The organism is Ignavibacteriales bacterium, from assembly GCA_026390595.1.
Classification (GTDB): Bacteria; Bacteroidota; Ignavibacteria; order UBA10030; family UBA10030; genus UBA9647.
Genome location: JAPLFQ010000025.1, coordinates 33,043 through 59,585, shown reverse-complemented (window position 1 = coordinate 59,585; position 26,543 = coordinate 33,043). Strand labels below are relative to the sequence as shown.

At 53.9% G+C, this 26,543-nt stretch carries 16 protein-coding genes; 2 read left to right on the top strand and 14 right to left on the bottom strand.

Features of this window, described 5'->3' with window-relative positions; all coding sequences use genetic code 11:
• Positions 1 to 25: 25 nt before the first annotated feature.
• The 5 genes from NTU47_14200 to NTU47_14180 all read right to left on the bottom strand — a co-directional run bounded on the left by NTU47_14200 (position 26) and on the right by NTU47_14180 (position 7,844).
• The gene (locus tag NTU47_14200) at positions 26 to 979 is read right to left on the bottom strand and encodes a hypothetical protein (protein ID MCX6134960.1); all 954 of its coding nucleotides are present in this window, start codon (positions 977 to 979) and stop codon (positions 26 to 28) included.
• Between the two features lie 165 nt (positions 980 to 1,144).
• On the bottom strand, positions 1,145 to 2,035 hold the full coding sequence (locus tag NTU47_14195) for a hypothetical protein (GenBank protein ID MCX6134959.1): 891 nt from the start codon (positions 2,033 to 2,035) through the stop codon (positions 1,145 to 1,147).
• 508 nt (positions 2,036 to 2,543) lie between these two features.
• Positions 2,544 to 5,159, bottom strand: coding sequence for a sigma 54-interacting transcriptional regulator (locus NTU47_14190; protein MCX6134958.1), 2,616 nt, complete (start codon positions 5,157 to 5,159; stop codon positions 2,544 to 2,546).
• 63 nt (positions 5,160 to 5,222) lie between these two features.
• Entirely contained in the window at positions 5,223 to 6,212 is a 990-nt protein-coding gene (locus NTU47_14185) for an aldo/keto reductase (GenBank protein MCX6134957.1), read from the bottom strand.
• 267 nt (positions 6,213 to 6,479) lie between these two features.
• The gene (locus NTU47_14180) at positions 6,480 to 7,844 is read right to left on the bottom strand and encodes an MATE family efflux transporter (GenBank protein ID MCX6134956.1); all 1,365 of its coding nucleotides are present in this window, start codon (positions 7,842 to 7,844) and stop codon (positions 6,480 to 6,482) included.
• Positions 7,845 to 8,032: 188 nt separating this feature from the next.
• Here NTU47_14180 and NTU47_14175 point away from each other — a divergent pair, with 188 nt between their 5' ends.
• Positions 8,033 to 10,993, top strand: coding sequence for a hypothetical protein (locus NTU47_14175; protein ID MCX6134955.1), 2,961 nt, complete (start codon positions 8,033 to 8,035; stop codon positions 10,991 to 10,993).
• Between the two features lie 239 nt (positions 10,994 to 11,232).
• Positions 11,233 to 12,093, top strand: coding sequence for a hypothetical protein (locus tag NTU47_14170; protein ID MCX6134954.1), 861 nt, complete (start codon positions 11,233 to 11,235; stop codon positions 12,091 to 12,093).
• 34 nt (positions 12,094 to 12,127) lie between these two features.
• Here NTU47_14170 and NTU47_14165 read toward each other — a convergent pair whose 3' ends face one another.
• From NTU47_14165 to NTU47_14125, 9 genes are all read right to left on the bottom strand, one after another.
• Positions 12,128 to 13,060, bottom strand: a complete 933-nt coding sequence (locus tag NTU47_14165; protein ID MCX6134953.1) for an alpha/beta hydrolase — start codon at positions 13,058 to 13,060, stop codon at positions 12,128 to 12,130.
• Between the two features lie 133 nt (positions 13,061 to 13,193).
• A complete protein-coding gene (locus NTU47_14160; GenBank protein ID MCX6134952.1) occupies positions 13,194 to 16,175 on the bottom strand; it encodes an SBBP repeat-containing protein in 2,982 nt (993 codons plus the stop codon).
• A 134-nt stretch (positions 16,176 to 16,309) separates the two neighbouring features.
• Positions 16,310 to 16,948, bottom strand: coding sequence for a hypothetical protein (locus NTU47_14155; protein ID MCX6134951.1), 639 nt, complete (start codon positions 16,946 to 16,948; stop codon positions 16,310 to 16,312).
• Between the two features lie 158 nt (positions 16,949 to 17,106).
• Positions 17,107 to 18,102, bottom strand: coding sequence for a hypothetical protein (locus tag NTU47_14150; protein MCX6134950.1), 996 nt, complete (start codon positions 18,100 to 18,102; stop codon positions 17,107 to 17,109).
• Positions 18,103 to 18,199: 97 nt separating this feature from the next.
• Entirely contained in the window at positions 18,200 to 18,793 is a 594-nt protein-coding gene (locus NTU47_14145) for a hypothetical protein (protein ID MCX6134949.1), read from the bottom strand.
• Between the two features lie 232 nt (positions 18,794 to 19,025).
• Positions 19,026 to 19,496 carry a hypothetical protein gene (locus NTU47_14140; GenBank protein ID MCX6134948.1) on the bottom strand — a complete coding sequence of 157 codons (471 nt, stop codon included), beginning with the start codon at positions 19,494 to 19,496 and terminating at the stop codon, positions 19,026 to 19,028.
• A gap of 90 nt (positions 19,497 to 19,586) precedes the next feature.
• On the bottom strand, positions 19,587 to 21,845 hold the full coding sequence (locus tag NTU47_14135; protein MCX6134947.1) for a YCF48-related protein: 2,259 nt from the start codon (positions 21,843 to 21,845) through the stop codon (positions 19,587 to 19,589).
• A 135-nt stretch (positions 21,846 to 21,980) separates the two neighbouring features.
• Entirely contained in the window at positions 21,981 to 24,137 is a 2,157-nt protein-coding gene (locus tag NTU47_14130; GenBank protein ID MCX6134946.1) for a T9SS type A sorting domain-containing protein, read from the bottom strand.
• Between the two features lie 228 nt (positions 24,138 to 24,365).
• Positions 24,366 to 26,522 (bottom strand): YCF48-related protein, encoded by a 2,157-nt coding sequence (locus NTU47_14125; protein MCX6134945.1) that lies wholly within the window; start codon positions 26,520 to 26,522, stop codon positions 24,366 to 24,368.
• Between the last annotated feature and the right edge of the window lie 21 nt (positions 26,523 to 26,543).

The following is a 26,543-nucleotide window of genomic DNA, read 5'->3' as shown; positions in this document are numbered from 1 at the left end:
TTGAGCCGGAGCGAGGAGCGAATCCTCACTTCAGCCAGAGAAGGACGTTATGGATGGATGCCGCCTGCACGAGGACATCTCCATCATATCCCGGGACCGTGGTCGTGACCCTGTTCGATGAGATGAACGAAAAGAGGTACCGACCGTCGCTGTTCGCGCGAACGCTTTTCAGGACTTTCGCCGGAATGACGATGGAATTGGATCCTTCCTCGATGCTGACTTGAAGGAGCGGTTTTACGGGGGAATTGGATTTTGCGTCAAACGAGCTGATCAACAAGCGCAATTCGCCGCCCCGTTTCCCATCCCAGCGCATGTGAAGATCTTCGTTGCGGAACAGTATCGAACCAGCTCTCGGTTCGAGAACGGTAATTTCGTCCGGACTGACGATTTCCCTGCTGAAGGACGAAACCAGGTTCTTTCCATCCGCCGCGAAGCGATACCGCTGCCCCGGTGCGTATGTGAAGTTCGAAACCGGGACATTCTCCTGGTCGACGAGCGTGTAGGTCTTCCCTGCGTTCTGGCCAGGTGACACACTCGACCACGTCCTCAAAGGCCTGAAGGTCTTTGGAAGGTCTACAGAGTTGACCTTCGCATTCCCTACATCGAGACCGAGATAACCGATCACTTTTGCCTGCCCCTGGCTGCTCTGGGCAAGTTGCAGATCACTCTGCTGCGTGATCGGGCGTCTCTTGTCGTTGAGGAGAACTCTGGAATACGAGAATGTGCTCCGATACGATCCGAAATCCGTCTTCACCCCGTTAACCAGAAGGGTCGCAGGATACGACTGCTCTTCGGTCTGCAGAACACCCGAGGTATCGACGGAGGCATCAACGATCAACGTGGAATCGATGGCCGGAAGCACTTTCACTTCCAACGCGGTCGCACTCTGATCCGTGGTCAGTTCAACCGGGAGTTTCTCCTGGCAACCGACGAACCAGAGCACAGTAAGAATCAAAACTACGAAACGTGACCTACGCATAAGCCATACCATCCATTGACAATATACTCAAATCCCCCGTATTCCGAAATATCCCACGTCACTCGTTATTTCTTGCCAAAAACGACAATAAAGCCAGTCTAAAAGTAAAACTGGCTCCCGCTGTTCCCCGGAGCGAGAGCCAGGTGGGGATCCACTATGCCACATTTATTGCACTGTATACGGGATACCCCAAAACCTTGTAGAGACAGGCGCCTCCATATCACATAAGGACTCTCGTGAGATCGCCTCAACCACTGCATGAAACACCCCCGGACGAGGCTGAGCACGGACAGTGTTCTCATACGTGTGAATGTACTTGTCGCCAATCCGATTCTCGATCTTCAGCGGCAACAACGTCCGCTGTCCCCATTTACCCCGGTATCCAGAACGAAGAACGACCATGTTCGGCTCGACTTCACTCGTCTGGACCATCACTCTCACGTCGAGGTCGGTTTCCCCTCCGACTGTCGCAAAGTGCCCTAGCCCGGAAACTCTGAACGGCCACGTTGGCTCGTCCGGGGATTTCAAAGAAATCATATCACCAGATTGCGTTCGGAGCTCGAACTCGCTGATCGAAACATTCGCAGTCTCGGTTCCACCGTGAACGATCGAAACACCGTTCAGCTTCCAATTCCTGGCCGGATATCCGGTCTCGCCAATCCGCATGAACCGGGCTTTTCGCACGCTGTGTTCCCTGAACGGCTTGGAGATAAGCGAATTCCGCATCCGGGTGCTTTGCTGATAAGGCGCTGAGATCTTCATGATCCCGTCGATCGTGCGGGTAACCGTCGCAACCACACAGTCAGCGCTCACTTCCTCAAGTCCCACCGACTTTTCTACGCTGTGTATGATTCTCCCCCAACGCAACGGATACCCACGATCGTTAATCTTCGTTGATCCCCCGCAGTAGTCTGACGAGTATGCATCCCCGTCATCCAACGGAATGATGTCGCTGTCAATCAGCGCATCATTTGCGATCAGCATCTCGAGATATTTTCTGTCTTTGGAGGTCAACATTGCCGTATCAGGCGATTTCCAGTGAATTTCGTTGTTCAATACCTGCGATATGCTTATCCAACTCTTGTGCCAGTTCTGCCCGGCGGAGACGTGAGTTGTGCATCGTCGCAACGAATTGATTGACAAGGGGTTAAGAACTGCGGGGGCTTACGAGGTTATTGCCGGAAGCTGGAGAAGTGCGGGAATTTGACCCAGGAAGTGCCGGAACGATATCCGTACCGGCAGAAATTCGTGTAATTGTTACAAGGAAACAGGTTTGCTGCGGCTGAATGGAAAAAAGCATCGTCAAGCGCCTCGCTGCTTCCCATTCTTGATTCTGACTTCTGGATCTTGTCTTCCCGAAATGAATTTCGGACTACAATTCTGGCTTCCGGATCCTGTCTTCCCGAAATGAATTCCCGCCTGCCTCGGTGGAACAGAATGGGCGTGCAGGTCGGATTACCCTTCGACTCGTCCGGGGTGAACATCTCACATCTCACCTCCTGGAACCAACAGCGCCTTCACCTTTCACCGGGTAGTTCTTGACGTCTCCGAAATGAATTTCGGATTACAGTCTCCACCTCCCATCAAGATACGATCTGACCACTTCATCGAGGATTGTATGGTACCGTTGAGGCAAATTCTTGTATTTCGGACGAAGTGACTGCCGCAGCCCTTCAAAATTCTGCCCCGCCGAAACTCCTTCAACCACGTTGGCAAGGTACTCACGAAGTTTCTTCTGGACCTTCTCCCGGGATTCAGGATCTCCCTCCCTCACAATGGCGTCGATTGCCTTTTCTTCACTCCAGCTGCTTTCGAAGAAGTGCTTGAAACAGATGCCACGGAAATACTCCGCCACGGTCCCCCTGTTCAGGCCCCCCAATTCTTCGGCGGTTTCTGAGATTGAGCTTCTCGAGAATCTCTTCGACCTGAGAATCTCGATGATCTGGTCTTCGATATCGACGCGTCCCTTTACGGATGATGCGATCTCTTCCGACACATCCCGAAGTTGTATGAGCGTGCGCCGTTCGGACCGCGCGAGAATGCCGGCCCTTGTAATCGCGCTCTGGAGCTCGCGGACATTCCCGGGCCACCTGTACTGGATGAACGCGTCCATCACTGTTGAGGAAAGCGACAGCGAACCTTCTTCCTTCTTCACAAAATATGCTGCAAGGTACGGGATATCCCCTTTTCGTTCCCTGAGCGCCGGGAGCTCGATCGAAAACACATTCAACCTGTAGTAGAGATCTTCCCGGAAGCGTTTCGCGGCGACGAGATCGCGCAGGTTCTTGTTCGTTGCAGCAATGATCCGGGCATCGGTTTTCATCGCGACGGTGGAGCCGACCCGCTCGAATTCGCCGCTCTGGACTATGCGCAGCAATTTCACCTGGAAGGCCTCACTCGTTTCTCCAATCTCATCAAGGAATATCGTCCCACCGTTCGCGTGTTCAAACCGCCCGATTTTTTCTTTCACGGCCCCTGTGAACGAACCCCTCTCATGGCCGAACAGCTCGCTCTCGAGGAGCGTCTCCGTCAACGCCCCGCAATTGACCGCAACGAACACTTTCCCCTTCCGGCTGCTTAAGTCGTGAACCGCCCTTGCTACGAGCTCTTTGCCGGTACCGCTCTCTCCCAGTATCAGCACGTTCGCGTCACTGACCGAAATTTTCTCGATCAGTCCTACCGCATCCTTCATCTTGCCGGATTTGTCATACACAATCCCGCCGAACACAGAGGCTCCGCTTGACGGTTCTGGTTCCACCGCCTCGAATTCCACCATGTCGCTCACCTGGGCCGACAACGTCTTGATCTCCTCCTTGTAGCGATTGATTTCATCAAGGAGCTCCGATGAACGCGGCGAGCTGTCCGTCGATTTCTGATCGAACAGCTCCTTCTCCAGCATCTGGAGTTTCAGCTCTCCTTCGCGGAGCTTGCTCTCGATCTTCACCTTCTCCGACTCCAGTCTTGCGACGTGTTTTCCGACGACGAAGTAGTCATAGAGGACAGGACCCAGCCACGCGACAGCCAGCATCATCACCGGCGATACGATCGGCAGAACCACGTGGCCTGCGACAAACGCCAGCTGGGCCGACGTGATATACAGTATGGCAAGAAGGACTCCGAACACTCCTCCCCGGAAATAGCCGAAGCGGTGAATCAGCAGGATAAGAATGCACGAAAGAAGAAGAGGGATAAGAACCTTCCCCACGATCGGAGAGACTCTTTTCAGGAACCTTCCTTGAAGCGCGTTGTCAATCAGCGTCGCGTGCAGCCCTACCGCAGGGAACTGGGTGTCGAACGGTGTGGCGACAAAATTCCCCCTCCCCACGCCGATGACGCTGACGAAAACAATCTTGCCCTGCAATCCGGACAGGCTTGTGGAATCACCCGAGAACGATCGGAGCACGTCGACGCAGCTGTAATGCCGGAAGGAGTTGAGTGGTCCGGGGAAATTCAACGACGTCGTGCCATCCCCGTTCATCGGGACTGTGATTGCGCCGGCGCTCGCCGGCAATGAGACCTCGTGGTCGTCCAAACGGACGCGCGAACCGTCGACGGCGGCGAACACGCGAAGCACTTCGAGTCCAAATGCCGGCACTGTTCTTCCGTTTGCATCGAAGAGCAGGGGAAGTTCTGACGGAGAGCCGTCAGTCGTGTTCAGGTGCCCGATCCCTGCAGCCGCCTGGAGAAGCTCACGATACGGCAGCTGGAGCTGGACTCCGTAGAAAACGGGTCTGGGCATCCTGCCAAGGGCCGGGAACTGGTCGGGCGCCAGTGTCGGTGAGGAAAGCTCCTTTGTATCGACCCGGCCGAAGTACGAGGAGCACACAACTCTTCCTGATGAAGCGGCCTTCGCTGCGAGGAGCTCGTCGTGTTCTGGATATTCCAGGTTAGGCTCGCCGAATAGGATGTCGAACGCGATTACTTTCGCGTTGCTCCGCCGGAGAACATCGATGAGGAGCGCGTAGATGTTCCGCTTGAGAGGAAAGCCGCCAAGGGATGAAATATCGTCGTTGTCGAAATACAGGATGACAATATTCGTGTCGGCGGGAACCTGTCCACGCATGTGATACTGCACATCAAGCAGCCCTTGCTCCAGCTTGTTCATCGGTCCGGAAGCGATCCGAAGAAGAAGGAGCACCAGGATGACCACTCCGCTTACTATGATGTATTTCCGTGACATTGCGGCGCGTTGTGATGGGAAATTGTGCTGCTGTACCATGCGGACGAGAAGCGCAGAGAACGACTACCTGCCAAGCCGCTGCATTTGAGCCGCTGCGTACCGTTCTCCGGAGGCGCTCCCCTTGGGGATGGCCTCGGCGATTGCCCGATTCTCTTCGGGCGTGAGCGTGACCTGGACGGCCTGAACATTCTCGCGAAGATACTGAACTGTTTTCGTTCCTGGAATCGGGACAATGTCGTTCCCCTGAGCCATGACCCAAGCCAATGCAAGCTGCGATGGGGTACACCCCTTGGCAGCGGCCAGTTGTTCTATTTTTTCCACGATTTGGAGATTCTTCACAATATTCTCAGGCTGAAAACGAGGATGCGCTTTCTTGCGGAAATCATCCTCGCTCATGTCGGCAGTTGATTTGAACCTCCCCGTCAGGAATCCCCGGCCGAGAGGTGAGTATGGAACGAACCCAATACCGAGCTCACGGCACGTCGGAAGAATCTCCGCCTCAACGTCGCGAGTCCAGAGCGAATACTCCGTCTGCAGCGCCGTAATCGTATGGACCGCTGATGCCCGTCGAATCGTGGCCGCTCCCGCCTCAGAGAGGCCCAGAAACCTGATCTTCCCTTCGCTCTTCAACTGTGCCATGGCGCCCACCGTGTCTTCGATGGGGGTATCAAGATCGACCCTGTGTTGATAATAGAGGTCGATCGTGTCGATGCCGAGCCGCCGCAGACTTGCCTCGCAGGAAGCGCGGACGTACTCCGGCTTGCCGTTCACTCCGAGGAAGCTTCCATCCGGTCCGCGCACGTTGCCGAATTTGGAGGCAATGAAGAGCCCATCCCGCTTCCCCCGGAATGCCTGACCGAGCAGTTGTTCATTGTGACCGATGCCGTACATGTCGGCCGTATCGAAGAACGTTATGCCGAGCTCGATGGCTGCGTGTATCGTCGCAATCGATCCCTGATCGTCTCTCGCACCGTAGAATTCCGACATCCCCATGCAGCCAAGGCCCAGCGCAGAAACCCGTGGGCCGTTCTTTCCTAGTGTTCGTTGCTCCATTTCGCTCCTCAGTGTTTGTTCCCCATCATTCCTTCATCGCGTCTTGCCGGGTCATTCGTCAAGATAATGATGAGCCCGTAGACATTCAATAGAAAAATCTTCCTCGCGTTGCTCATGCCGACAGTGGCCGGATGTTGAACAACTAACCGCAAAGGGCGCAAAGGAACGCGGAAAAAATATTAAGCACTCTTCTTCATCCAAAACCTCAATCTCTTGGCGGCCTTGGCGGTTCATCTTTCTTCCTTCATCTGGATTCTAAGCAAACCGTTAGATGCTTTCAACGATCAGATTTTTCTCGAGATCTCTCAGTCGCCGCGCTTCAAGAAAGAGCATGGTCGCTGCGAGGCACGCCGCAAGGAAATCGGCGATGGGCACCGCCACCCATACGCCATCGAGTCCCAGGAAGTGCGGGAGGATGAGAACGAGAGGAATAACAAACAGTACCTGCTTCGTCGTCGTCAGGATCAACGATTGTTTCGGTCTCCCCACCGCCTGAAAATAGGCCCAACTGACGATCTGGAATCCGGCGAGCGGGAGCATGAAGAGGAAGATCTTCAGCGCCCGCGCCCCCATGCGAATCAGTTCCGCGTCGTCCGAGTTGAAAACACTCATGATCTCAGTGCTGAAGAGCATCGTCACGACGAACCCAAACAGGCATACCGAGGTCGCGATGATGATCCCTTTCCGAAGCGCTTCACGAACGCGCGTGAAGTGTCTGGCACCATAGTTGTACCCGATGATGGGTTGAAGCCCCTGGTTGAGGCCATAGAGAGGCATCCCGATCAGCATCATGAAGCTCGTCCCAATGCCCATGACCGCGATCGCAAGATTGCCGCCGAAGGAGAAGAGCGTTTTGTTGAAGATGAACGTGATGAAGCTTCCTGCCACCTGCATGATAAGAGGCGAAATCCCGATCGCCAGAATTCGCCAGACGATACTCCGGTCAAACGAGAGTCTTCTGAGCTTCAAATAACTCCTTGTTCCGCTGAAGTACACGAGCACCCAAACCGCTCCGATGATCTGTGACAGGACTGTGGCGAGAGCCGATCCGCGGATCCCCATATGGAGCAGGAAAATGAAAATGGGGTTGAGGATAATGTTGAGAAACCCGCTGATAAGGATCGTGACCAACGCCATCCTCGGACTTCCTTCGGCCCTGATGATTCCGTTCATCGAAAAGGAGACGAATTGGAAGGGAATGCCGAAGATCAGGACGCTCAGGTACAGAAGTGCGAGATCGTGCACCTCGCCCACTCCGCCCAACAACGAGAGAAGTGGACCCATAGCCAGATAGATCAGTGTCGAGAGGGTCAGGCTGATGAGAATAACAAGGAGGAAGGCATTCTCCAGAACCCTCTCTGCTTCGTCTCTTTTCTTCTGTCCCAGACTGATCGAGACGACTGCCATCGCACCCATGCCGATGAGTTGGCCAAACCCCATGATCACGATGGTGATGGGAAAAGTGATCGCGATCGCGGAGATGGCGTCAGTCCCAACTCCCCTGCCAACGAATATCCGGTCAACGATATTGTAGGAGGCCAACACCAGCATGCCGACAATAGAGGGGATGGAGTAGCCGGCAATGAGACTGCCTATGGTATCCCGTTCCAGCGCGTCAACGTTCGAGGTCATAGGAGATGGACAAAGTGGATAAGAGCAGAATTGAACGGCATTGTTTAAGATACCACCAAAGTCCCAGTGGTTCAACCGTCTCCTCGTTTTCCGGCAATAATTCGCCACCTGCGGCGCGGCGCTTGTTCCCAAGCCCAGTTCCGCTTACATTGCACACAATCGATACCCCGTCAGAAGGACAATCCGGAATGAAATTGTTCAAACTGATCGTCTTGTGTACCGCGCTTCTCGCATCGCCCGGCCTCATGGCTCAGCCGGTCCATCGGACTCCGGCTCACTACACTCCTCTCCCTTCCATTGTCGAGGGAGCGGGAGCTGAACAGATTTCGCTGAACGGTGCGTGGCGGTTCAATCCGTCTCCCCCTTCCGCGTTCTGGATGTTGAAAGACATCAGCCTCCAGGGGTGGACAACTATTCGTGTCCCAAGCGATTGGACCATGCAGGGATTCACAGTGCCTCCGGGAACACCGGCGGGGTACATCAGATCATTCGAGGTCCCCCGGAGTTGGAAGGATCGCACCATCATACTTCGCTGTGACGGCATTCAGAGCGAGGCGACTGTCTGGGTGAACGGTCACCCTGCCGGATCGCACCTCGGCGGCTTTACCCCATTCGAACTCGACGTGACGCCGTTCGTCAAAGCAGATGGATCGAATACACTCGCAGTGTCCGTCATGAACGAATCTCTTGCCGACACGCTCGCGAGCGGCACGCAGTACGCCGCGTATCAGTTTGGCGGCATCTCCCGCAAAGTGACGCTCTTCGCTGTGCCGCGCGTGTACTGCTCTTCCCTGTCCATCAACACCGATCTTGACCGGAGGTATGAGACTGCGCAACTCGAAGTAGAATTCACGATCTCCAACACAACGGCGATCTCCGCTTCAGGAGGTGAGGTATCCTTCGCTGTTGAAAACGGCCGCGGAAACAACCTTCTTCTGAAACAGAAGACGCTGAAGCTCCCCCTCATCGGGGCTGGCGGACTGGCGAGGCAGAAGTTCAGCGCGATCATCGAGCACCCCGAGAAATGGGATCCCGAACATCCGCGTCTCTACTTCCTGACGATGACGATGAGCCATAACAACCGGTTCGTTGAAGTCGTCCGGAAGCGGTTCGGGATCAGAAAGATTGAAGTCGTCGGCAGCCAGGTGTTCGTGAACGGCTCGCCTGTGAAACTGCGGGGAGTCAACCGGCACGAGACGCATCCGCTTCTGGGCCGGAGCCTGACGAATGAACTTTGGCGCCAGGACGCCGCCCTCTTTCGCGAGGCTAACATCAATTACGTCCGGACATCCCACTATCCGCCGGCCGAGGAATTCCTCGATCAGTGCGATGAACTCGGGCTCTTCGTTGAACTCGAATCGCCGCTCTGCTGGGTCGGCCACGGTGCAAATGAAACTTGGAGCAAGCAGAACCCCCACTCGAACAGATTTTCGGAGCTGATCCTGCAGGCCGTCAGGGAAACTATAGAGTTCAATCGCAACCATCCATCTATCCTGATGTGGTCTCTCGCCAACGAATCGGCATGGGGACCAAACTGGGTCGAAGCCAAGCGGCTTGCTGACAGCCTCGATCCAACGCGCCCCAAGACGTTTCACGACCAGGCGGTTGGGCAGTATAACAACTATGGCAGCACGAGCATGCCGATTGCGAACATTCACTACCCCGGACCGAAAGGGAGCGAAACCGCTTCAGCATTCGACCGCCCTGTTCTCTTTGGCGAGTACTGCCATCTCAACACCTACAACCGCCAGGAGGTCCTGACGGACCCCGGCGTCCGGGACAATTGGGGCATCGGCTTCGCACGAATGTGGGAGAAAATGTACACCACGCGCGCCTGTCTGGGCGGCGCCATCTGGGCCGGCATCGACGACATCTTCTACCTCCCGGGCGGAAAGACAGTCGGGTACGGACCGTGGGGAATCATCGACGGCTGGCGAAGGCCAAAACCGGAATATTGGCATGTGAAGAAAACCTACTCACCCATCCGCGTCAACAACACACGGCTTCCGGTTCCGGCCGCGGGCGAACCGCTTTTGCTGCAGGTAAGCAACCGTCATGACTTCACGAATGTCAACGAGCTATCCATCGTCTGGCGTATAGGCACCGATTCGGGGCATGCATCAGCAGACATCAGGCCGCACAATGACGGCATACTTCCTGTGTTCCTGAACACTCCACCCGCACCGGGAATGACGTTGTCTGTGGACGTTTCCAGCCCGCGCGGTTTCGTTATCGATTCATATTCCATCGCGGTCGGAGATCTCCCATCGCCTCACGTTGTCACGCGCAACGATGAAACCGCGATGAAACTCGACACGGCAGGGCAGACCATGACGGTTACCGGGAAGCGATTCTCGCTGGTCTTCGACAAATCGACCGGAGCGCTCACGAGTGCGGAATTCGACAATCGCACAATCCTCGTCGGCGGTCCCACCTTGATGATACTTGAGCAGCGGTGCAACGAGTGCGCCCCGAATTTCAGCCTCGAAACAAAGCCGTTGAACGAGACATGCACGGCCTGGAAGACAACATCGGTCTCCGTCGCTCAACACCTCGACACTATTTCGCTGATCGTGAAGGGTTCGTACGCGGAAGCCGAGGGGGAATATCGGATACATATCCTCCCCAACGGCGAGCTTGATGTTCGCTATGCGTTTGCCTGTGCGAAAGACATCAACCCGCGACAGTACGGGATGGTCTTCTACGCACCGACGACATTCGACCAGATTGCATGGAAGCGGAACGCACAGTGGTCCGTGTATCCTGAAAATCATATCGGGCGCCCGGAAGGATCTGCATCCGCCCGCCGAACCGGCGGTGAATTCCGGTTCAGAGAAGCACCGACCGGTGATTGGCGATTCGACCGGACGGACCTTGGTACGGCCGACTTCCGATCGACGAAATCGAACGTGGTGCAGGCATCGCTACGCGACAGCGATGGCAATGGCGTTGGCTTGAAATCGGATGGCACACATTCTGTCCGGTCATTCCTGGACGGAAACCGCGTCGCCCTTTTCGTCGCCGATTTCAATTCCGGCGGAGGGGAAATATTCTTCGCGCCGCATCACGCGGCAGACGATCACCCGTTGAAAAAAGGGGACTCCGTGAAGGGGGCGTTTCGTCTGACGCTGATCGGGGCACATCCATGACGATGCACGTGGGCGTTTGACAATGTGGCCATTCCATTGGATATTTGTGAGATGAGCTGTCCCAAAAGAACTTTCGACCTCTTCGAGTAAGTCAAGATTTCTTTAGTTTCGGAGATTTCAGGATCCTCAACGTGGTCGAAATAGCATTGCGACCTACATTTGGGACAGCCCCTTGTTTCAAAGACGATTGACCGAACTACGCAGACATTTCATCACCGACGAACATCCCGAGAACCCAAATGAGAACCCGACTCCTTTTGTCGCTGGCAGCACCGATTCTCTTCCTCTCACTGTCATTCTGCCAAACAAAAAGCGGAGCGACCGCGGACAACGGCACGTGGCTGTTTCTTGACAGTACCGATGTACCTTCATTGCACCAGCACACGAACCACGAAGCAATCCTCAGAAAGTACGTTGACGGATATAATCTCCTTGTTCTCAAAGCGGTCGATATTGTCCAGGCGCACGCAATGGACGGGGGCGGCTACTTCACGGGTATGAAGGCCAAGCCCACAGAATCTCCGATTGGTTACGAGCTGAAGCTCTTCGGCAAATCGCTGCTGAGTCCGCCCCGGACGACGAGCTATTGCAGCGGCTCGAGCTACGGAGTTCTCATCGAGGCATTGAATCTCATCTTCCCCGACGGCGCGTCCCTTATTCCCGATGACCGCTACGAATCGCTCCGCATGCAGGAGCCCGACGGAGGACGCCGGGAAGACGAGATCAAGTTCTGGGGAAAGTGGAACGACGACGGCTGGGGAACGCAGTATGCGTTGGTGCAGTATTCCGGCATGGGCGAGGAGATCACGCCCGAGCGGGCCCGCCCGGGAGATTTCGCAAACATCGCATGGACGTCAGGCCTCGGTCATTCAGTGGTTTTTCTTGGCTGGTTCAAGAAGGACAATCAGCTCGGAATGGTCTTCTGGTCGAGCCAGAAGAGTACCAACGGGTATGGCGACGTGGCGATGTGTCCACTCACCAAAGTGAAGAGCGTGAAGATCGTGCGATTGACCCACCCGGAGAAGGTTTTCACATTTGACGTTCAGCAGAACGTGAACCGGGATCTTCCGGGAGACATTGTGGTCAGTCCAAATAGATGACGGCCCTTTTTCAAACAACTTCAGAGACACAACACTAGTTCTCCTCTGCACTCCGGGCCGCCAGGAAATCGAGAATTGCCTTCAGGCTTTCTTCTGGGGCTTCCTCGTGCGGAACGTGTCCGCATTGAGAAATAACTACCAACCTTGAACTGCGAATATCCTGATGCAACCGGCGGGCCTGCTCGACAGGAATTGCCGGATCGTCCGCGCCCCACAAGATCAAAGTTGGCACTTCGATTGTCTTGATCAAAGCAGAAATTGAATCCGGGTTTGCCGGAACCAGCTGCTTTGCGCACTCAACAAAGGAGTTGAAACTCCCGGGTTGATTGAGGAATGCGGCATGTCTTGAGATCTTCTCGTCTGACAGTCTGGCGTCATCATGAAAGAGACGATGCAGGACATAGCTCGCCCTCGACTGAGCCGGCACAAGATTCATGACAATCCAGTTTATGACCGGTATCCTGAGAATGCCGATGAAAGACGGAAAACTCTGCACGTACGCAGCGGCATCTATCAAGGCCAGCCGCGTGATAGATCCTCCATCATGGCTGGACCGGTCCTTGAAGTACGTGAACAAACAAACCGCCCCGCCGTAGGAATGGCCCACAAGAGTGACATCGTGAAGGTTCTGCGACTTTAGGAAAGCAAGAACGATCTCAGCCTCGTCATCAATGGAGTACTTGCCATCATCAGGCTTTGAAGACAGGCCAAATCCTTTCAGGTCCAGGAAGTACAATGTATTGTCCCGGGCCAGTCGGGATTGGATGTCACGCCAGGTTTCGACAGATGCGCCAAACCCGTGGAGAAACACAATTGTGGAGTTCCCTCTGCCGTGGACCTCATAGCTGATCTGAATCTGATCGGTGTAGGCAAATGTCCGTTTGGATTCGCTCGGTGGCCGGGTGACATCCATCGAACAGCTGCAGAGGAGCAGGATTGAACAGAGAATGCCGATTGTCTTGTACATCGTTCCTCGAGTTCGGTTATATGTTGTTGCCTTGGAAGAAACTACCGTGCACCACGATAGGCACGTTCTTTTACCCAGACCTGGCCCGAACTCCTGGTCGGGATCCATTCCGTCGGAACGATAGCGCTGCAGTCTATCGAATCAACATCAGTTTTTTCGTCTGAATAATGCGATCCGCAGGCGCTCCGCCGACAGGCTCCACCACAAGCCGGTAGAAATAGACTCCGCTGGGTCTCGATGATCCGTTCCATTGCGCGAGGTAGCTGCCAGGAGAGAGCGTCGATCCTACGACCTCTGAAATCTCTCTACCGAGTATATCGTATACTTTCAGGCTCACGTTGCTGAGTTCCGACAATTGGAATGTGATTGCAGTGCTGTGATTCGCTGAAGCAGACACCGGATTTGGAAAGTTCTGAGCGAGCAGGGAGCTTTCAGGTATCCTCAATGAGAACATGGTTTGAGTGCATTTCATCAACGTGTACATGTTCCAACCGGGGCCTCCAATCTGTCCGGCGAGATAGATACCACCTGACGGAGTCAGCGCTACTCCAAAGGGGGCGACAGCTTCGAGCTCAAGAGCCCATAGCAGAGTTCCATCGGGAGCATACTTGATGAGCAGTGGAGTGTTGCCCCCGAACGCCGGGACGCTTCCGGTGATATAGATGTTCCCGGCGACGTCGAGCGCAAGGGCAGAGACTCCATCGTATGGATCGGATGTAGGGTAACGCCTTTCCCATACCAACCTTCCTCTGAAATCATACTTGAGGAGGGTGAACGGGCTGACTGCGACGTAGACGTTTTGCATGTTGTCCACGGCGAGTCCGCGGGGCCAGTCAGAATATGGAATTCCCGGCGAAGTCGATGGTCCATCGTATCGCGCACTCCACAGCAAGTGCCCTTCTTGATCTATTTTTGCCGTCACGACATCGGACATGGTAGTGGAGGTTCTGCTTGTCCCTACGATGTAGCAGTTTCCCAGGATGTCGAGTTCCATAAAATTGGCCGCATCGGATGCTTGGGATCCCCAATCAAACGAATTCGCCCACAGAAGTGTTCCATCTGGATCGTACTTGACGACCAGGAAGTCCCTTCCGGCGGACGACATTGTGGTCGATGAGATGATATAGATCTTGCCAGAGGCATCGATGGAAAGGTCGGCGACATTGGAGGCATTAGAAGGACCTCGAATCGCCCAGAGTTCTCTGCCCTGAGCATCATATTTGATCGTTAGCAGAGCCATCCCCCCATCGGGTTGGGCGGAAAGCCCGGCCACAAACACATTTCCAGAAACGTCCACGTCGAGGGATGTCGCCCAGTCGCTTCCATGTCTCCCGCCATCATACCGCGCAACCCATTGCTGCGCTCCGCTTGCGTCATATTTTATTGTGGCGAAGTCCCGGTCCGAGTTGGCGCCATCGCTTTCTCCGGTAACGTAGACATTTCCCGCCGGATCGACTTTAATCGCCGATGGCCCATCGTACCAATCTCCGGGCCCGTTGTAGCGGGCAGACCATTGCACGCTTCCTTCTGAATTGAATTTCACAGTCAGGTAGTCGGCGGCTTCCGCCGAACCCGAGCTCCCGGTGATGTACATGTTGCCGGCAGCATCCACTGTGAATGCCCTTGGACGTTCGAAGCTGGTGCGAGGTCCATCGTAGCGTGCAACCCATTCTTGTGTTCCGGCGGAAGTGTATTTGAGAGTCGCGTAGTCTTCATTCCCACCCGGAGCCTCACTCGTTCCGGTAACGTACACATTGCCGGAGCGATCAACGGTGATGGCTGTCGCATCATCATATTCACTGCCGGTTCCGTCATAGCGGGCAGTCCACAATCTTGTTCCGGAAGGCGAGTACTTGATTGTGAAATAGTCATCACTCACGTAACGGGTTCCATACGAGCGGCTCATACCGGTGACGTACAGATTGCCCGAAGAATCGAGGGTCACTGCATCAGCCTCGTCGTAGTCATTCACTGCACCGTTGTACCGGTCAAGCCAAACCATGGTCCCCGATGCATCGTATTTCAGTGCCACGAAATCGCCGCGACCGTTTTGTCCATCGCTTCTGCCGACAACGCAGGCATTCCCCGCGTCGTCCACCGCAATTCCGTATGCCATGTCCCCGGAGTTGGCGGGGCCGTTATACTGCTTCGCCCACAATAATGTTCCGCCCGGGCTGTATTTGAGAGTTGAGAAATCAGACCAGTTCGGATCAGTCCCTCCCAACTGGCTCGAGCCCGTCACGAAGATATTCCCCGAAGCATCGGCTGCAATTGACGCGACCCTGTCGTCTTCATGACGCGGCCCGTCGTAGCGTCGTTCCCATATGCGCGTCCCGGTTGCGGTGTACTTCAGCACGAGGTAATCAGTATTGGTTGTGGCATCACCCGTCATCCCAGCAACACACACATTTCCTGCGTTGTCCAGACACAGGTTCATCCCGCGATTGGAGTTGGTTCCCGGCCAGGCATACTGATCGGACCACACCAGGGTTCCACCCGGGGAATATCTCGCAATCAGTGCGTTCGAGAGGCCCTCGTTTGGCATGTCTTGTGCAGCTGCCAAATAGACCCCCCCGCTCCCGAGCACTTCCAACGCAGGCGGGCGATATGGATCCGATAATGAGACCTTCGTACGAACTGCCCATTCCTGATTTCCATCGGTTGAATACTTCACCGTGACGTAATCGTATTCGCCGGTCGTTGAACGGCTCGTTCCCGTCACGTATACATTCCCGGTAGAATCGGCGCCAAGGGCGTAAGCGGCGTCGTCACGCCCACCATCGTACCGCGCGACCCAGAGTCGGGTCCCAGCCGGACTATACTTGATGGTTGAGTAATCCGAACCATTGGATATCGAGCTGCTCGATCCGGTGACAAATACATTTCCGAATCGGTCAACTGCAATGGCAGTCGCATTGTCGGTGCTCGGGCAGTCCTGGGAGCCGTACTGCCGGAACCAATCAATGTGCGCGCTATCAGACGTAGTGTGAGCCAATGCGATCCTGTTTTGCCGGGTGATATGCGGGCGAACACTTGCCGGATTAACATCTGAAGAGAGAAGTTCCTCGGCAGGAGATTTCGACGCCGGGATTCTTCCATGTCGTTGATGCGGCATCTGTGGAGCATTGCTTTGAGTCTGACCGGAAACTGTGATCAGCGCAGAAAACACGCAGAGCAAAAGGAGAACACCAATCCACCGGTATCGGCAGATCCGTGAAAGGCGTCGGAACATTTTGGGTGAGGAGAGAATCATATATCGACGTCCTGAGTCCCGTTGGCGGGGTTTACGATTGCACGCGCAATGGCGCCTGATGTTTTTCCCAAATTCATATCGATGTCATTTGTCGGGATCACTTGCCCCGAGTTGATTACCCCGAATTGTCCCGATGATTTTGATCGGGCCGTTCTGTCGGGGTAAACAATCCATGGTGCCGTTTGTGAGGCGCTGCCGCCAACCCCCCACCCATCCATTCTAACATGGCTAACTACGCCACCTTCATATTCGAAATAGGTGAATACTCCACCCGAGTAGTAAGTGTCACGCCAACCGAACGAAGTCTCCTCCGCGAGTGTTGGTTTGCCTAACTTGGACCACGCTTCCTCACGCGTTGAACCCAGCCCAATTCCGTTGGAGGTCTTACCTTCGTACGGTGGCATCAAATCCATTCTGTAGAATCCTGCATGAGGTGTCTCCGTAAGATCGATGTCCATGTAGAGCATGGCATGCGGTCCCTGATCGTAGATCAGTACCAAGTTCGTTGGGCCGTTACGCCACCATCTATTCGGTCGTCCAAGCTTGCGCACAACAGTAGCTGAATCATCCTTGAATACGACGCCGTCCACGCCCTGATTGAGTACTATCCTGCCCAGCTCTGGATCTGGATCCACGGCGTGTTTGCAGGATGAGGTACAAAGAGAGACTAGGAAGGCCAGGGTCAGAAAGCGACTAGTCTGCATTGGTATTCTGTGCTCCTGTGACTTGGCGGCGGCTAGCGTTTGGGCAACACGTTTACCCCGAAGTAGTTATTCGGGGCCATTGCGTCCGCTCAGTACATTACTTTCCATACGCTCCACAGAACGACGTGCTTGCCATCCGGTGAGAACTGAGGATACTTGAGCGACTTTATTGAGTCCAGCACGGCAATTGTCTTCACGTGACTTCCGTCAGCATTCGTCGTGACAACATTTGACCCCTGAATAAAGACAATTTGTGAACCGTCCGGTGAATAGGAAGGGTCGCGTCCTTGACCCACCGTGCGGACAGTGAGATTATCGACATCAAAGATTCTTATCCCATCAATTCCGCTCATCAGGAAGTGCGAACCATCCACCGTCTTGCCAGATAAGGGGAATGAACCTGACAAAAGTTCTCCCATCAGCTTGTCATCCTGACTCGCCGTGTTAAAAACCCTTATCGAGTTCTTGTTGGTGCCCCTGTCACTTACTTCATATACGATGTGGGTTTCGTCGACGTACGTAGCGAACCATGCATACGTTGAACCTGTATCCTTCCAGATGTACTGGAAGTTGGTGCCATCGATTTTCATCCTCCCGATGCTATGATCACGGTAAAACACGATCTCGTCGAGATTTGGGGATATTCCTGGGTTCACATACAATCCGTTTGGCACACCGAGCTTAACCAGATTGCTGCCATCAGCATCCATAAGATACAACCCCGATGCGGAAGCGGTTGCGGTGCCAAGTAAGATCTTCTTCCCATTTGGCAGGAGGGAGGTATAATTCCATTGAATGGTTGGGTACAGTTGCATTGTGACCGATCCATCATAGCTCACCCGAAAGAGCGCTCCCCCTTCTTTGACAACAAAGACTCCATCGTCCGTGGGGATCGGCGCGCCGCCCACATCTTCCGCGATTACCCAATGGCCACTTCCATCAGTCTCCACAACCTCGGCTGCATAGTGCGTAGGATTTATCACCTGACCATCGTTGGGCATCGCGCAGGAAGCGAGCACACTGGAAACAACGATGGCAAGAGCACCTGTCACAGAACAAAGAGGACTGAGCCGAAGAGTAATCATTGAACTTTCTCACTGACGATGGTTGCGTGCACCGGCTTGCCCCGCTCCGCGGGGTTTGCTGCTTCGTTGTATGTTGCGCTTCCAATTCATGTAAGTTCTAATAGAACGCGATTCCGATCCCGGCTCTGACCATGCGCACGATGGGGGAAACCTTTGGGTTCAGACCCTGACTCATCCGGCCTTCCGCGAATGCGAAGAATCCCCTGAAGATGAAGAGGTCAACACCCACAGCACCAACGATTGTTGCCGTCGTTCCCGAGACTCCGCGAGAAACCACAATATCCGGCCAATGTAAGTAGAAAACACTGTCCTGAGCTGGCTTTGCGCTGGATACTCCAACATATCCTTCCATGTATGGTGAGATGATCCTCCTGGGGGTCGGCCTGCTAAATTTCACGCCGATGAAAAGAGAACTCATATGGAAGTATCCCGCGCTGTGGGAGTCATAAGAATGAGACCCGTGAAACGAATATGTATCATAGTCGAAATTTCCGACTGCCATCAAGTTCGAAGTGAGACTGTAACCGGCTGAGATGTTTGCATTGCTCTCGTGACTCCACAGCGCGGCACCCGCAGCGGAATAAAGTCCCTTGCCTGCTGAAATGAAAACTTTCGGATCCTGCTGTGCGACGGCTGAGATCCAAAGAAGGGCAACAAACACGGCAACAGACATCGATCTCAATGTGCTCAATCTCCTTTCCATCGACGGCACAGTATTACCAACCCCTGCCTTGGCAGCGCAGGGCCTAGCGAGTGCAAAATCGCATTGCGACTCTGAAGTTTTGTTGAGCGAACATCCACCTGCGATTATTTACCTCAGATCTGCACACCGATAGCCCGACAGTAGAAAAGTATCCGGACAACATCAACGTCCGGAAAGTACCGACATGCCTGTAGCGTGGAGTACCGACAGAGAAAAGGCCCTATCCACCAATCCTGCCCATTCCTCCCTGGGAATTCGGAATGGTGAGTTTGAAATATGTGCCGACTTCGTGCTCGCTCCCTGATCGAACGAGAAACTGATAATTGTAGTATGGTACCAGGATGAATCCTCCGTACGGAGTAACTCTCAATCCGTAGGTGGTGGTGTCAGATCGATGGGATACCACCGGTCCAACGCAGATGCCGAAATAGCCGATACCGTATTCAACGCCGAAGTGGTAGTCCAGGGTTTTCGAAGTTCCGTCACCGGCAAGCACGAAGCCATAATATCCCTTCTCGTTCCAAAACATAATGCTTATCTCAAAGCCGCCAACAAAGCCTCCCCCCTCACCAAAGCGATAGCCGAGCTTCAACCCAGGATTGATTAACGTTTGGGCTGGGACTGCCATAGACGACCCAAGCATAAGGATCACTGGGAGAATACGACGACACTGTTTCATGACTTTTTTCATATTCAGTGGTCCGAAGGCGGTTGCAGCTGACGTTTACGCAAACCGGCTTTTTTACGCCAAAGTCGATGGGCGGGTGGTACCACGGCAAACTCACCTGATCAAAATCATTTTCTTCGTCTCCAAAAATCCTCGTGCTGAGCCTATCGAAGCATCTACAGCTTGAAGCCGATAGAAATAGATGCCACTCGGGACATCGGCTTTCCAGGTTACTTGATAGAATCCGGGCGACTTTAGTTCGTTGAGAAGCATGGCGACTTCCTGCCCAAGCAGATTGAAGATCCTCAGACTCACCATACCCGACACGGACAACTGAAAGCTGATCACTGTTGTGGGGTTAAACGGATTTGGAAAGTTCTGAGAGAGAGAATACCCGGATATCCCTTTGCCAGGATCTGAAGCCACGGCGGTGACAAAATCCTGCCGATAAAGAACGATGAATCCATCCCCCCCCACCCACTCATGAACGGTGTTCCCGGTCCGATATGTCGTGATATCAAACAGCGGGGCATTTGTGAATGTATTTAAAGAACGCATGGGGAAGGTGTCCGTGTATTGCAGGAGAGAGCCGTCATAGCCCGAGACAAGAACGCGTTGATGTCCGGAATAGTCGGCTCCGAGGATTTCGAGATCGAGTGATTGGGACGCGAAAGGCTTGTCAAAGTATTCCCACGTCATTCCGCCATCAGATGTCCTGGCCAGTTTCTTCTGATCGCTAGTCGCAATCCAGCCATGGAGTGAGTCCGAAACATCGAACGCTGAATCAAACGACCCAACATTTGACACGAGTGTCCATGTTCTTGCAGTGTCACGCGAGAGCCAAAGCCCTTGCGAATTGGCAAACCAAATATGACCGGGATCTGTCGCCTTGACCTTGAAGAATGAGGAAAGAAGCGTTCCGTTGCCCGCAGGGAATCGTGTCCAACTTGCTCCGCCATCCACGGTCACGAGATTAAACGGCAAGTTGTTTGGTGAGTACCGCACCTCATACGCAAGCCCAATCTGGCGATTGTAGAAATACACGCCTCGCAGTGATTGGGCATCCGGGCCGAAGGGGATCGAAGTCCAGTGTCCCCAAGCGTCTATTGTCTTGTATATCGTCGTCCTGCCCGCGATCCACCCGTTGGTCGAATCAAGCATCTGAATGCTCCCGAGAACCTCATTGCCCAGAGCGAATACCAAAGACCACGACTTGCCCCCATCGGTGGTCTTCATTACCTCGCCGCTGGTTCCATCGACACACCATCCGCGATGATCATCCACGAACGCAAGCCTATACACGCGATTGGTACTCGAGTGACTCACGTTCCGCCATGTGTGCGCGGTGTCGGAGGTGATCCGTAGCCGTGCACCTGAAATGAGGCCTTTCCACGGCGTCGGGAAGAAAACCTTGCGCGGTCGATCAGATGTCGCCTCGATCAGAGTTTGATTCCAGGACTTCCCCCCATCGCGCGATTGAATGAGCACACCTCTCGATGTGATTGCATACGCAGTCATTGAATCCACTGCAAAGAGGCTTGAGATAGAACCGTGGTCGGCCTCTGCGTACTGCAAAGTCCACGTGTGCCCCCCATCAGCCGTCTTGTAGATTCTGTTTTCTTCCCCACCGATCCATCCGACATTCGAATCTGCGAAGGCTATAGTTCCCATGATGAAGCGGAGGCCGCACCAAAGTGTATCCCACGATGACCCCTTGTCCGCACTTCGAAGGATGAAGGAAACCGAATCCGATATCACATGAGAACCGCGCGCGATGGTGCTGGCTCCCAGGGCAAGAATGGCTCCATTCTTCAGCTCGGAGAATTTCGACACAGTGCCGTACGGTGCGAAGTAGTCGCCGGCGAAAAATCGAGGCACCTGGTAGGTAGTCCTCCAGAGCCCATAGAAATTGTCCAGTGTTTGAATCGCTCCTGTTGTTGTCCCTTTTAGCAGCGTTGTTGTCGAAACGGGATGAAATGTCACCGCGTCGGTCATAGACACATTTGTGGAATTCCATGAGCTACCACCATCTGTCGTGTAAACCAATGGGATGTTGTCGCCGGTGTAACTATGTGGAGAAAACACAAAGCCATGAAGTGCGTCAACGAAGGCTATCTCTTTGAGCTCGACCCGCTGGTAGTGGGCTCTGACTTTCCATGTTTCCCCGCCGTCTGTTGTGGCAAGAATGCTGCCTGCCGCATTCACCGCAAATCCGATGCGATCGCTGAGGAAACACATGTCGTTGATCGGGGAAGCAGGAATATCAGGATAGAGCAATGCCCACTGTGAGACAAGGCGGGAAGGAGTTAGAAGAAGCGAACTGAATACTCCGAGACAAACCGCGATTGTCAAATTTGTAGAGAATCTTTTCAAGTGAGTAATCCTCTTAGATTGGCCATGAGGCGAGACCAGGTCGCCTTCTACTTCACAAAAAGTACATTTTGTTTACGAAAGTCCTCCGCGCGTGCCAGATAACCGCGGGAGGGGAAACCGAGGCACCATCAAGACCTATCTCAACAATATCATCTTCTTCGTTTCCATGTATTCACCCCCCTGCAGGCGATAGAAATAGATGCCGCTGGGGACGTTGGAAGCATTCCACGCCAGTTGATAAGTGCCAGCTTCCTTCAGTTCATTGACGAGCAAAGCAACCTCCTGACCGAGTGTGTTGAAAATCCGGATTGAAACGATTGCTCTCTTCGGCAGTGAGTAGGATACGGTTGTGCTTGGATTGAAAGGGTTCGGAAAATTCTGGACAAGCGAGAACATGGTCGGAATTGCAGATTCATTCTTGATCCCAACAAGGACAGTAGTCGCCGGGTCATTGGTCTTTGTATAGAACAGACTGCTTTCGAGTCCAGCGGGTGCTGCGGGTGTTCGGGTGGCTGCATCACCGGCAAAGGCGTTTCCGAACGAGGTGATGTAATAGTAGTATGAAATGCCACGGATTGCCGTGAGGTCGCTGAAGGCATATGTTTTTGTCGTATCATACCTGATGTTGGGGCCGGTCGGTTTCGAACCGCCACATTGATAAATCATACGATATGTGCTGTCTGCCCGACCCGTCGCCCGATAGACTCTATACCCCACAAATCCGTTTGCAGATTCTTTCGGATTGGGATCCCAGGACAACGCAATGCGATCTCCGCCGCCGCGCACGTTAAACGTCGCAGGTGGAAAAGGAGGCTCCGGGATATTAAATCCGGAGTTGAAGTTGGCGACGGCTCGTCTCATCGTTTCAAACAATCTAAGTCGGCCGTTGAGAACGGAATCGTTCTTTGCCTTGGTATTGATCCTTCCGAGTTTGTACTGCAGACCAACGCTCACGCATTCGTCAAACGTCAATCCGTTGACCCCCTCCACCCAGACTACCCTAACACTCTGACCGGGTGCAATGGTGTATGGTCCGAATCCCATTCCGTGCGACCAACCACCCGGAGCGCCGGAGCCGATATTGCCCATCACCGTCTGTTGGTCGAATTTCCCAAGAGAATCAACAAGCCATGCCTGGCGTGGAGCGTGTCCCTCCGTCATTTTCGCGTACTGAATTGCCATCGACGCCTTGTCGAACTGCATGTCAGCGTTCGAGGTCATTGGTACATCCGAGCCCAGGAAGCTTGTGGTCGATGGCTGACTGAGACCAGCATCCGTGTGGTCTGTCGAAGATTTGTCGGCATAGATCGGCCCGTTGCCGGCGATCTGAGCAGCCCCAAGTCTCCAGTTGGTGTCTGCTGCCTGGATATAGGTCGAAACTCCACCGAACGATGTGTTGAATATCGGTGAGCCAATATTATCAAATGTCGCCGCATTTGGTGAACTCACCGCCTGCGGCTTGTTGGCTGCATTGTGGAGGCCCAGCCAAGTAAACATGCATCTGACATCATTCTCCGATTCTTGGATCAGATTGTTTGCAGTGTCAGGGGGATATCCCCGCGCGTCATTCATAGAGTTGGTCCCCCAGCGGGCCGAGTTGTTCACCTCAAACCCCGGACCGGGCCCACCGGGAGCATATCGAAACTGCCAATAGAACGCTACTCCCGTCAGAGTCTTCGCCGTAAGAGGGGGCGTGAGATCAGTATTGCCGGTGTTGGTGAACGTGTAATCCATAATGTGATAGTTATCATGGAACTGTTGGCTGAACGCATAGATCCTGCGTTCGACCGTCAAGCCGAGAACCGTCGTCACCTTGCTATAAATCATACGGTCGGACTTGAGTGTATCGATCACCGCCTTCATGACCTCAGGGTTGGCAATCGAAAGGTTGCCGTTGACGTACACTCGTGGCGGATCGAACTGGGCGTACAGCTCAAACTTCTTTGGAAAGAACTCATTGTCGCCGTTCCACCGCGGTCCGACCACAATGACCTTTGGGTTCCAGGTGGTTCCCGAGTTGTCGGTGAAATTCGTGGCACCGATCCAGAAACCTTTTGCCGCCTGACCGTCGGTGCGGTTGACCAACGCCGGCCAGCGCAAGCCGTATTGCTGCTCGAGCACATTTCCATCTTCAGATTCCCCGCCTTTTTCCGAATACCAATTGTGTAGCGAGCCTATCTGCAGCCACTTGGTCTGTCCTTGGGCCTGAGCCTGATCATTCATAAGGAACAGGAACATTGCCACACTGAGAAGGTGGATCAATGCCACTATTGATTTCACAAGCTTATTCACTTTGTCCTCCATTCTATATCAGCGAAGTCAAATGGACAACAATCAGGTCTTCTTAAGACGCACTTTGAGCAACGGTTTGCGGCAGTTTGTAGTGCTTCTTCGCCGAAGTCCTTCCATTCTCTGCCTTCGGCCCGCGAGAAGGTTCGCCGTATCTGTGCATAGTGAATCCTCCAGATTTTGCCCGGCAATGGCACACAACTTTTAGGCACACCGCGGCATCCGCCGAACTCACCTGAGCAAAATCATCTTCTTCGTCTCCACACAATCTCCTGATTGCAATCGATAGAAGTAGATGCCGCTCGGATATGGCGACGCATTCCATGTTGTTTTGTATGATCCCGCGCTCAGCGTTTCATTCACCAGGGTCGCAACTTCTCTCCCGACAATATCGAACAGCCTGAGAGTCACATGACTGATCGCTGACACCTGAAAGCTTACTGCTGTTGACGGGTTGAACGGGTTTGGATAGTTCTGATAGAGAACGAACTCCTTTGGAAGAGAGAGACGGGGAGCATCAATATTGGTGATACTTCCGTTCGATGCCCGAATAATCAATCCACCACTTCCAACGAGGAGCCCGTTTTGCGCATCATAGAAGGAGATCGCATGCGGACTCTGCCCAATGCCGTCAAGTGATTTGGTCCAGCTCCTTCCTCCATCACTGGTGCTCAGCACTCCCCCTGTTGCTACGGCATAGCCAGTGGTGTGGTCAGGAAAAGACAAACGTTCAAACGTCTGACTAAACGAGAAACCTGCGACGAATTGCCAGCTATAGCCCCCGTCTGAAGAGCGAAGGATGTCCGAAGAGTACATCGTTGCATTGTAGTATCCTACAGCAACGACTGTGTTTGAGTCCACGAAAACAACATCTACTAACACATGCACTACTCCCGGGGACCCGGGAGCTCGAGTCCAGACGGCGCCGCCATTCGTAGTTCGCAGGACAATAGCGCCCCCGCCGAGGGGGCCATTTCCGCCGACGGCAATGCCGTGCGAGTCATCGAAAAAGGAAACAGCGTTGAGGAAATCGGTGATGCCGCTCGATTGCGGCAACCAAGTGGTCCCGCTATCAGTCGTGCATATGATCGTGCCGCCCGATCCGACAGCGTAGGCTCTGCGGTCACTGGTTCGGCAAACATCGACGAGCGTCGCAGTGGTGTTACTCGATTGAGCATACCAGGATTGACCAGCGTCCAAGGTTTGCAGAATCGTTCCTCCATCCCCCACAGCCGTTCCGAGTCTCTTCCCCCAAAAAGAGACAGATCGAATTGCTTTCGACGTACCACTCACGCAGGACTTCCAGGTTTTTCCACCGTCGTTGGTTCTGAGAATCCCTCCACCCATTCCCAAGGCCACCGCGGAGTCTGAATCAAAGGCGTTGACACACGTAAAATTTTGAGATGTGAGGTTTATCTGGAGGTTCTTCCATGTCGTTCCACCATCCGTCGTTCGGACAATTATTCCGGCCTCACCTACGATGAATGCAATATTCGTCCCCCAAATGGACACCGAAGCAAAAGTCCGGTCCAACGCGAGTGGACTATCTGTCCATGTTGCCCCAAAGTCGGTCGTCCTCTGGACCAGGCCAGCCCTGACTCCTGAGCCAACAACAAATCCGAAGCCCGAGTTTGTAATGCAAACTCCTGACCTTGGCAAGCCCGCGTTCAAGGTCTGAAGTTTCCATGTATTTCCGGAATCAGCAGTACACATGACACCATACCCTGCTGCCACGGCGTGTCCGTTCCTTAGACAAGAGATCGCAAAGAGGGGTTGCCCCCGCTCGTTCATAACAAGAATTTGCCAACTGTTCCCACCATCGGTCGACCGGTAAACTAATCCTGTCTGCGTCACAAGGAGAGCAACCCCTGGGCTAGTGAAACTGACAGCGTTAATTTGATCACCTGGAGCGCGCCCGGTGGTCTTCGCCCAGCTCACACCGCCGTCAGTTGTCCTCAGGATCACCCCCTCAAACAATGATCCGCCGACGATAAGGCCATTAAGGGAGTCCGCGAAAGCCACACTGCGTAGCAGTAGGGTGGTGCCGCTTGCCCGCAGAGTCCAATCAATTCCTCCGTTTGTAGTGAGCAAAATGGTCCCCGAACTCCCAACTGCCGCTCCATGTCGGGAATCAGAGAACGAGACCGACGAGAGACCGTACAACGTCGATGTGTTTGTCGTCTTCCAGGATTCTCCCGAATCTGTTGACCGGAGAATAGTCCCGGCAGCACCCACAACAATGATTGTCGATGAGTCGATACACGCAACGCCGGCATAGGTCAGCGTGGGCACGGATGGATTCAGCCATGTCCACTGAATCTGAGAAACGGCTCTTGGACCTTGCCACAAGAAGCAACTAGCGACAAGCAGGACGATTCGTCTACTCATTTTATAACCAACATCCTCTCT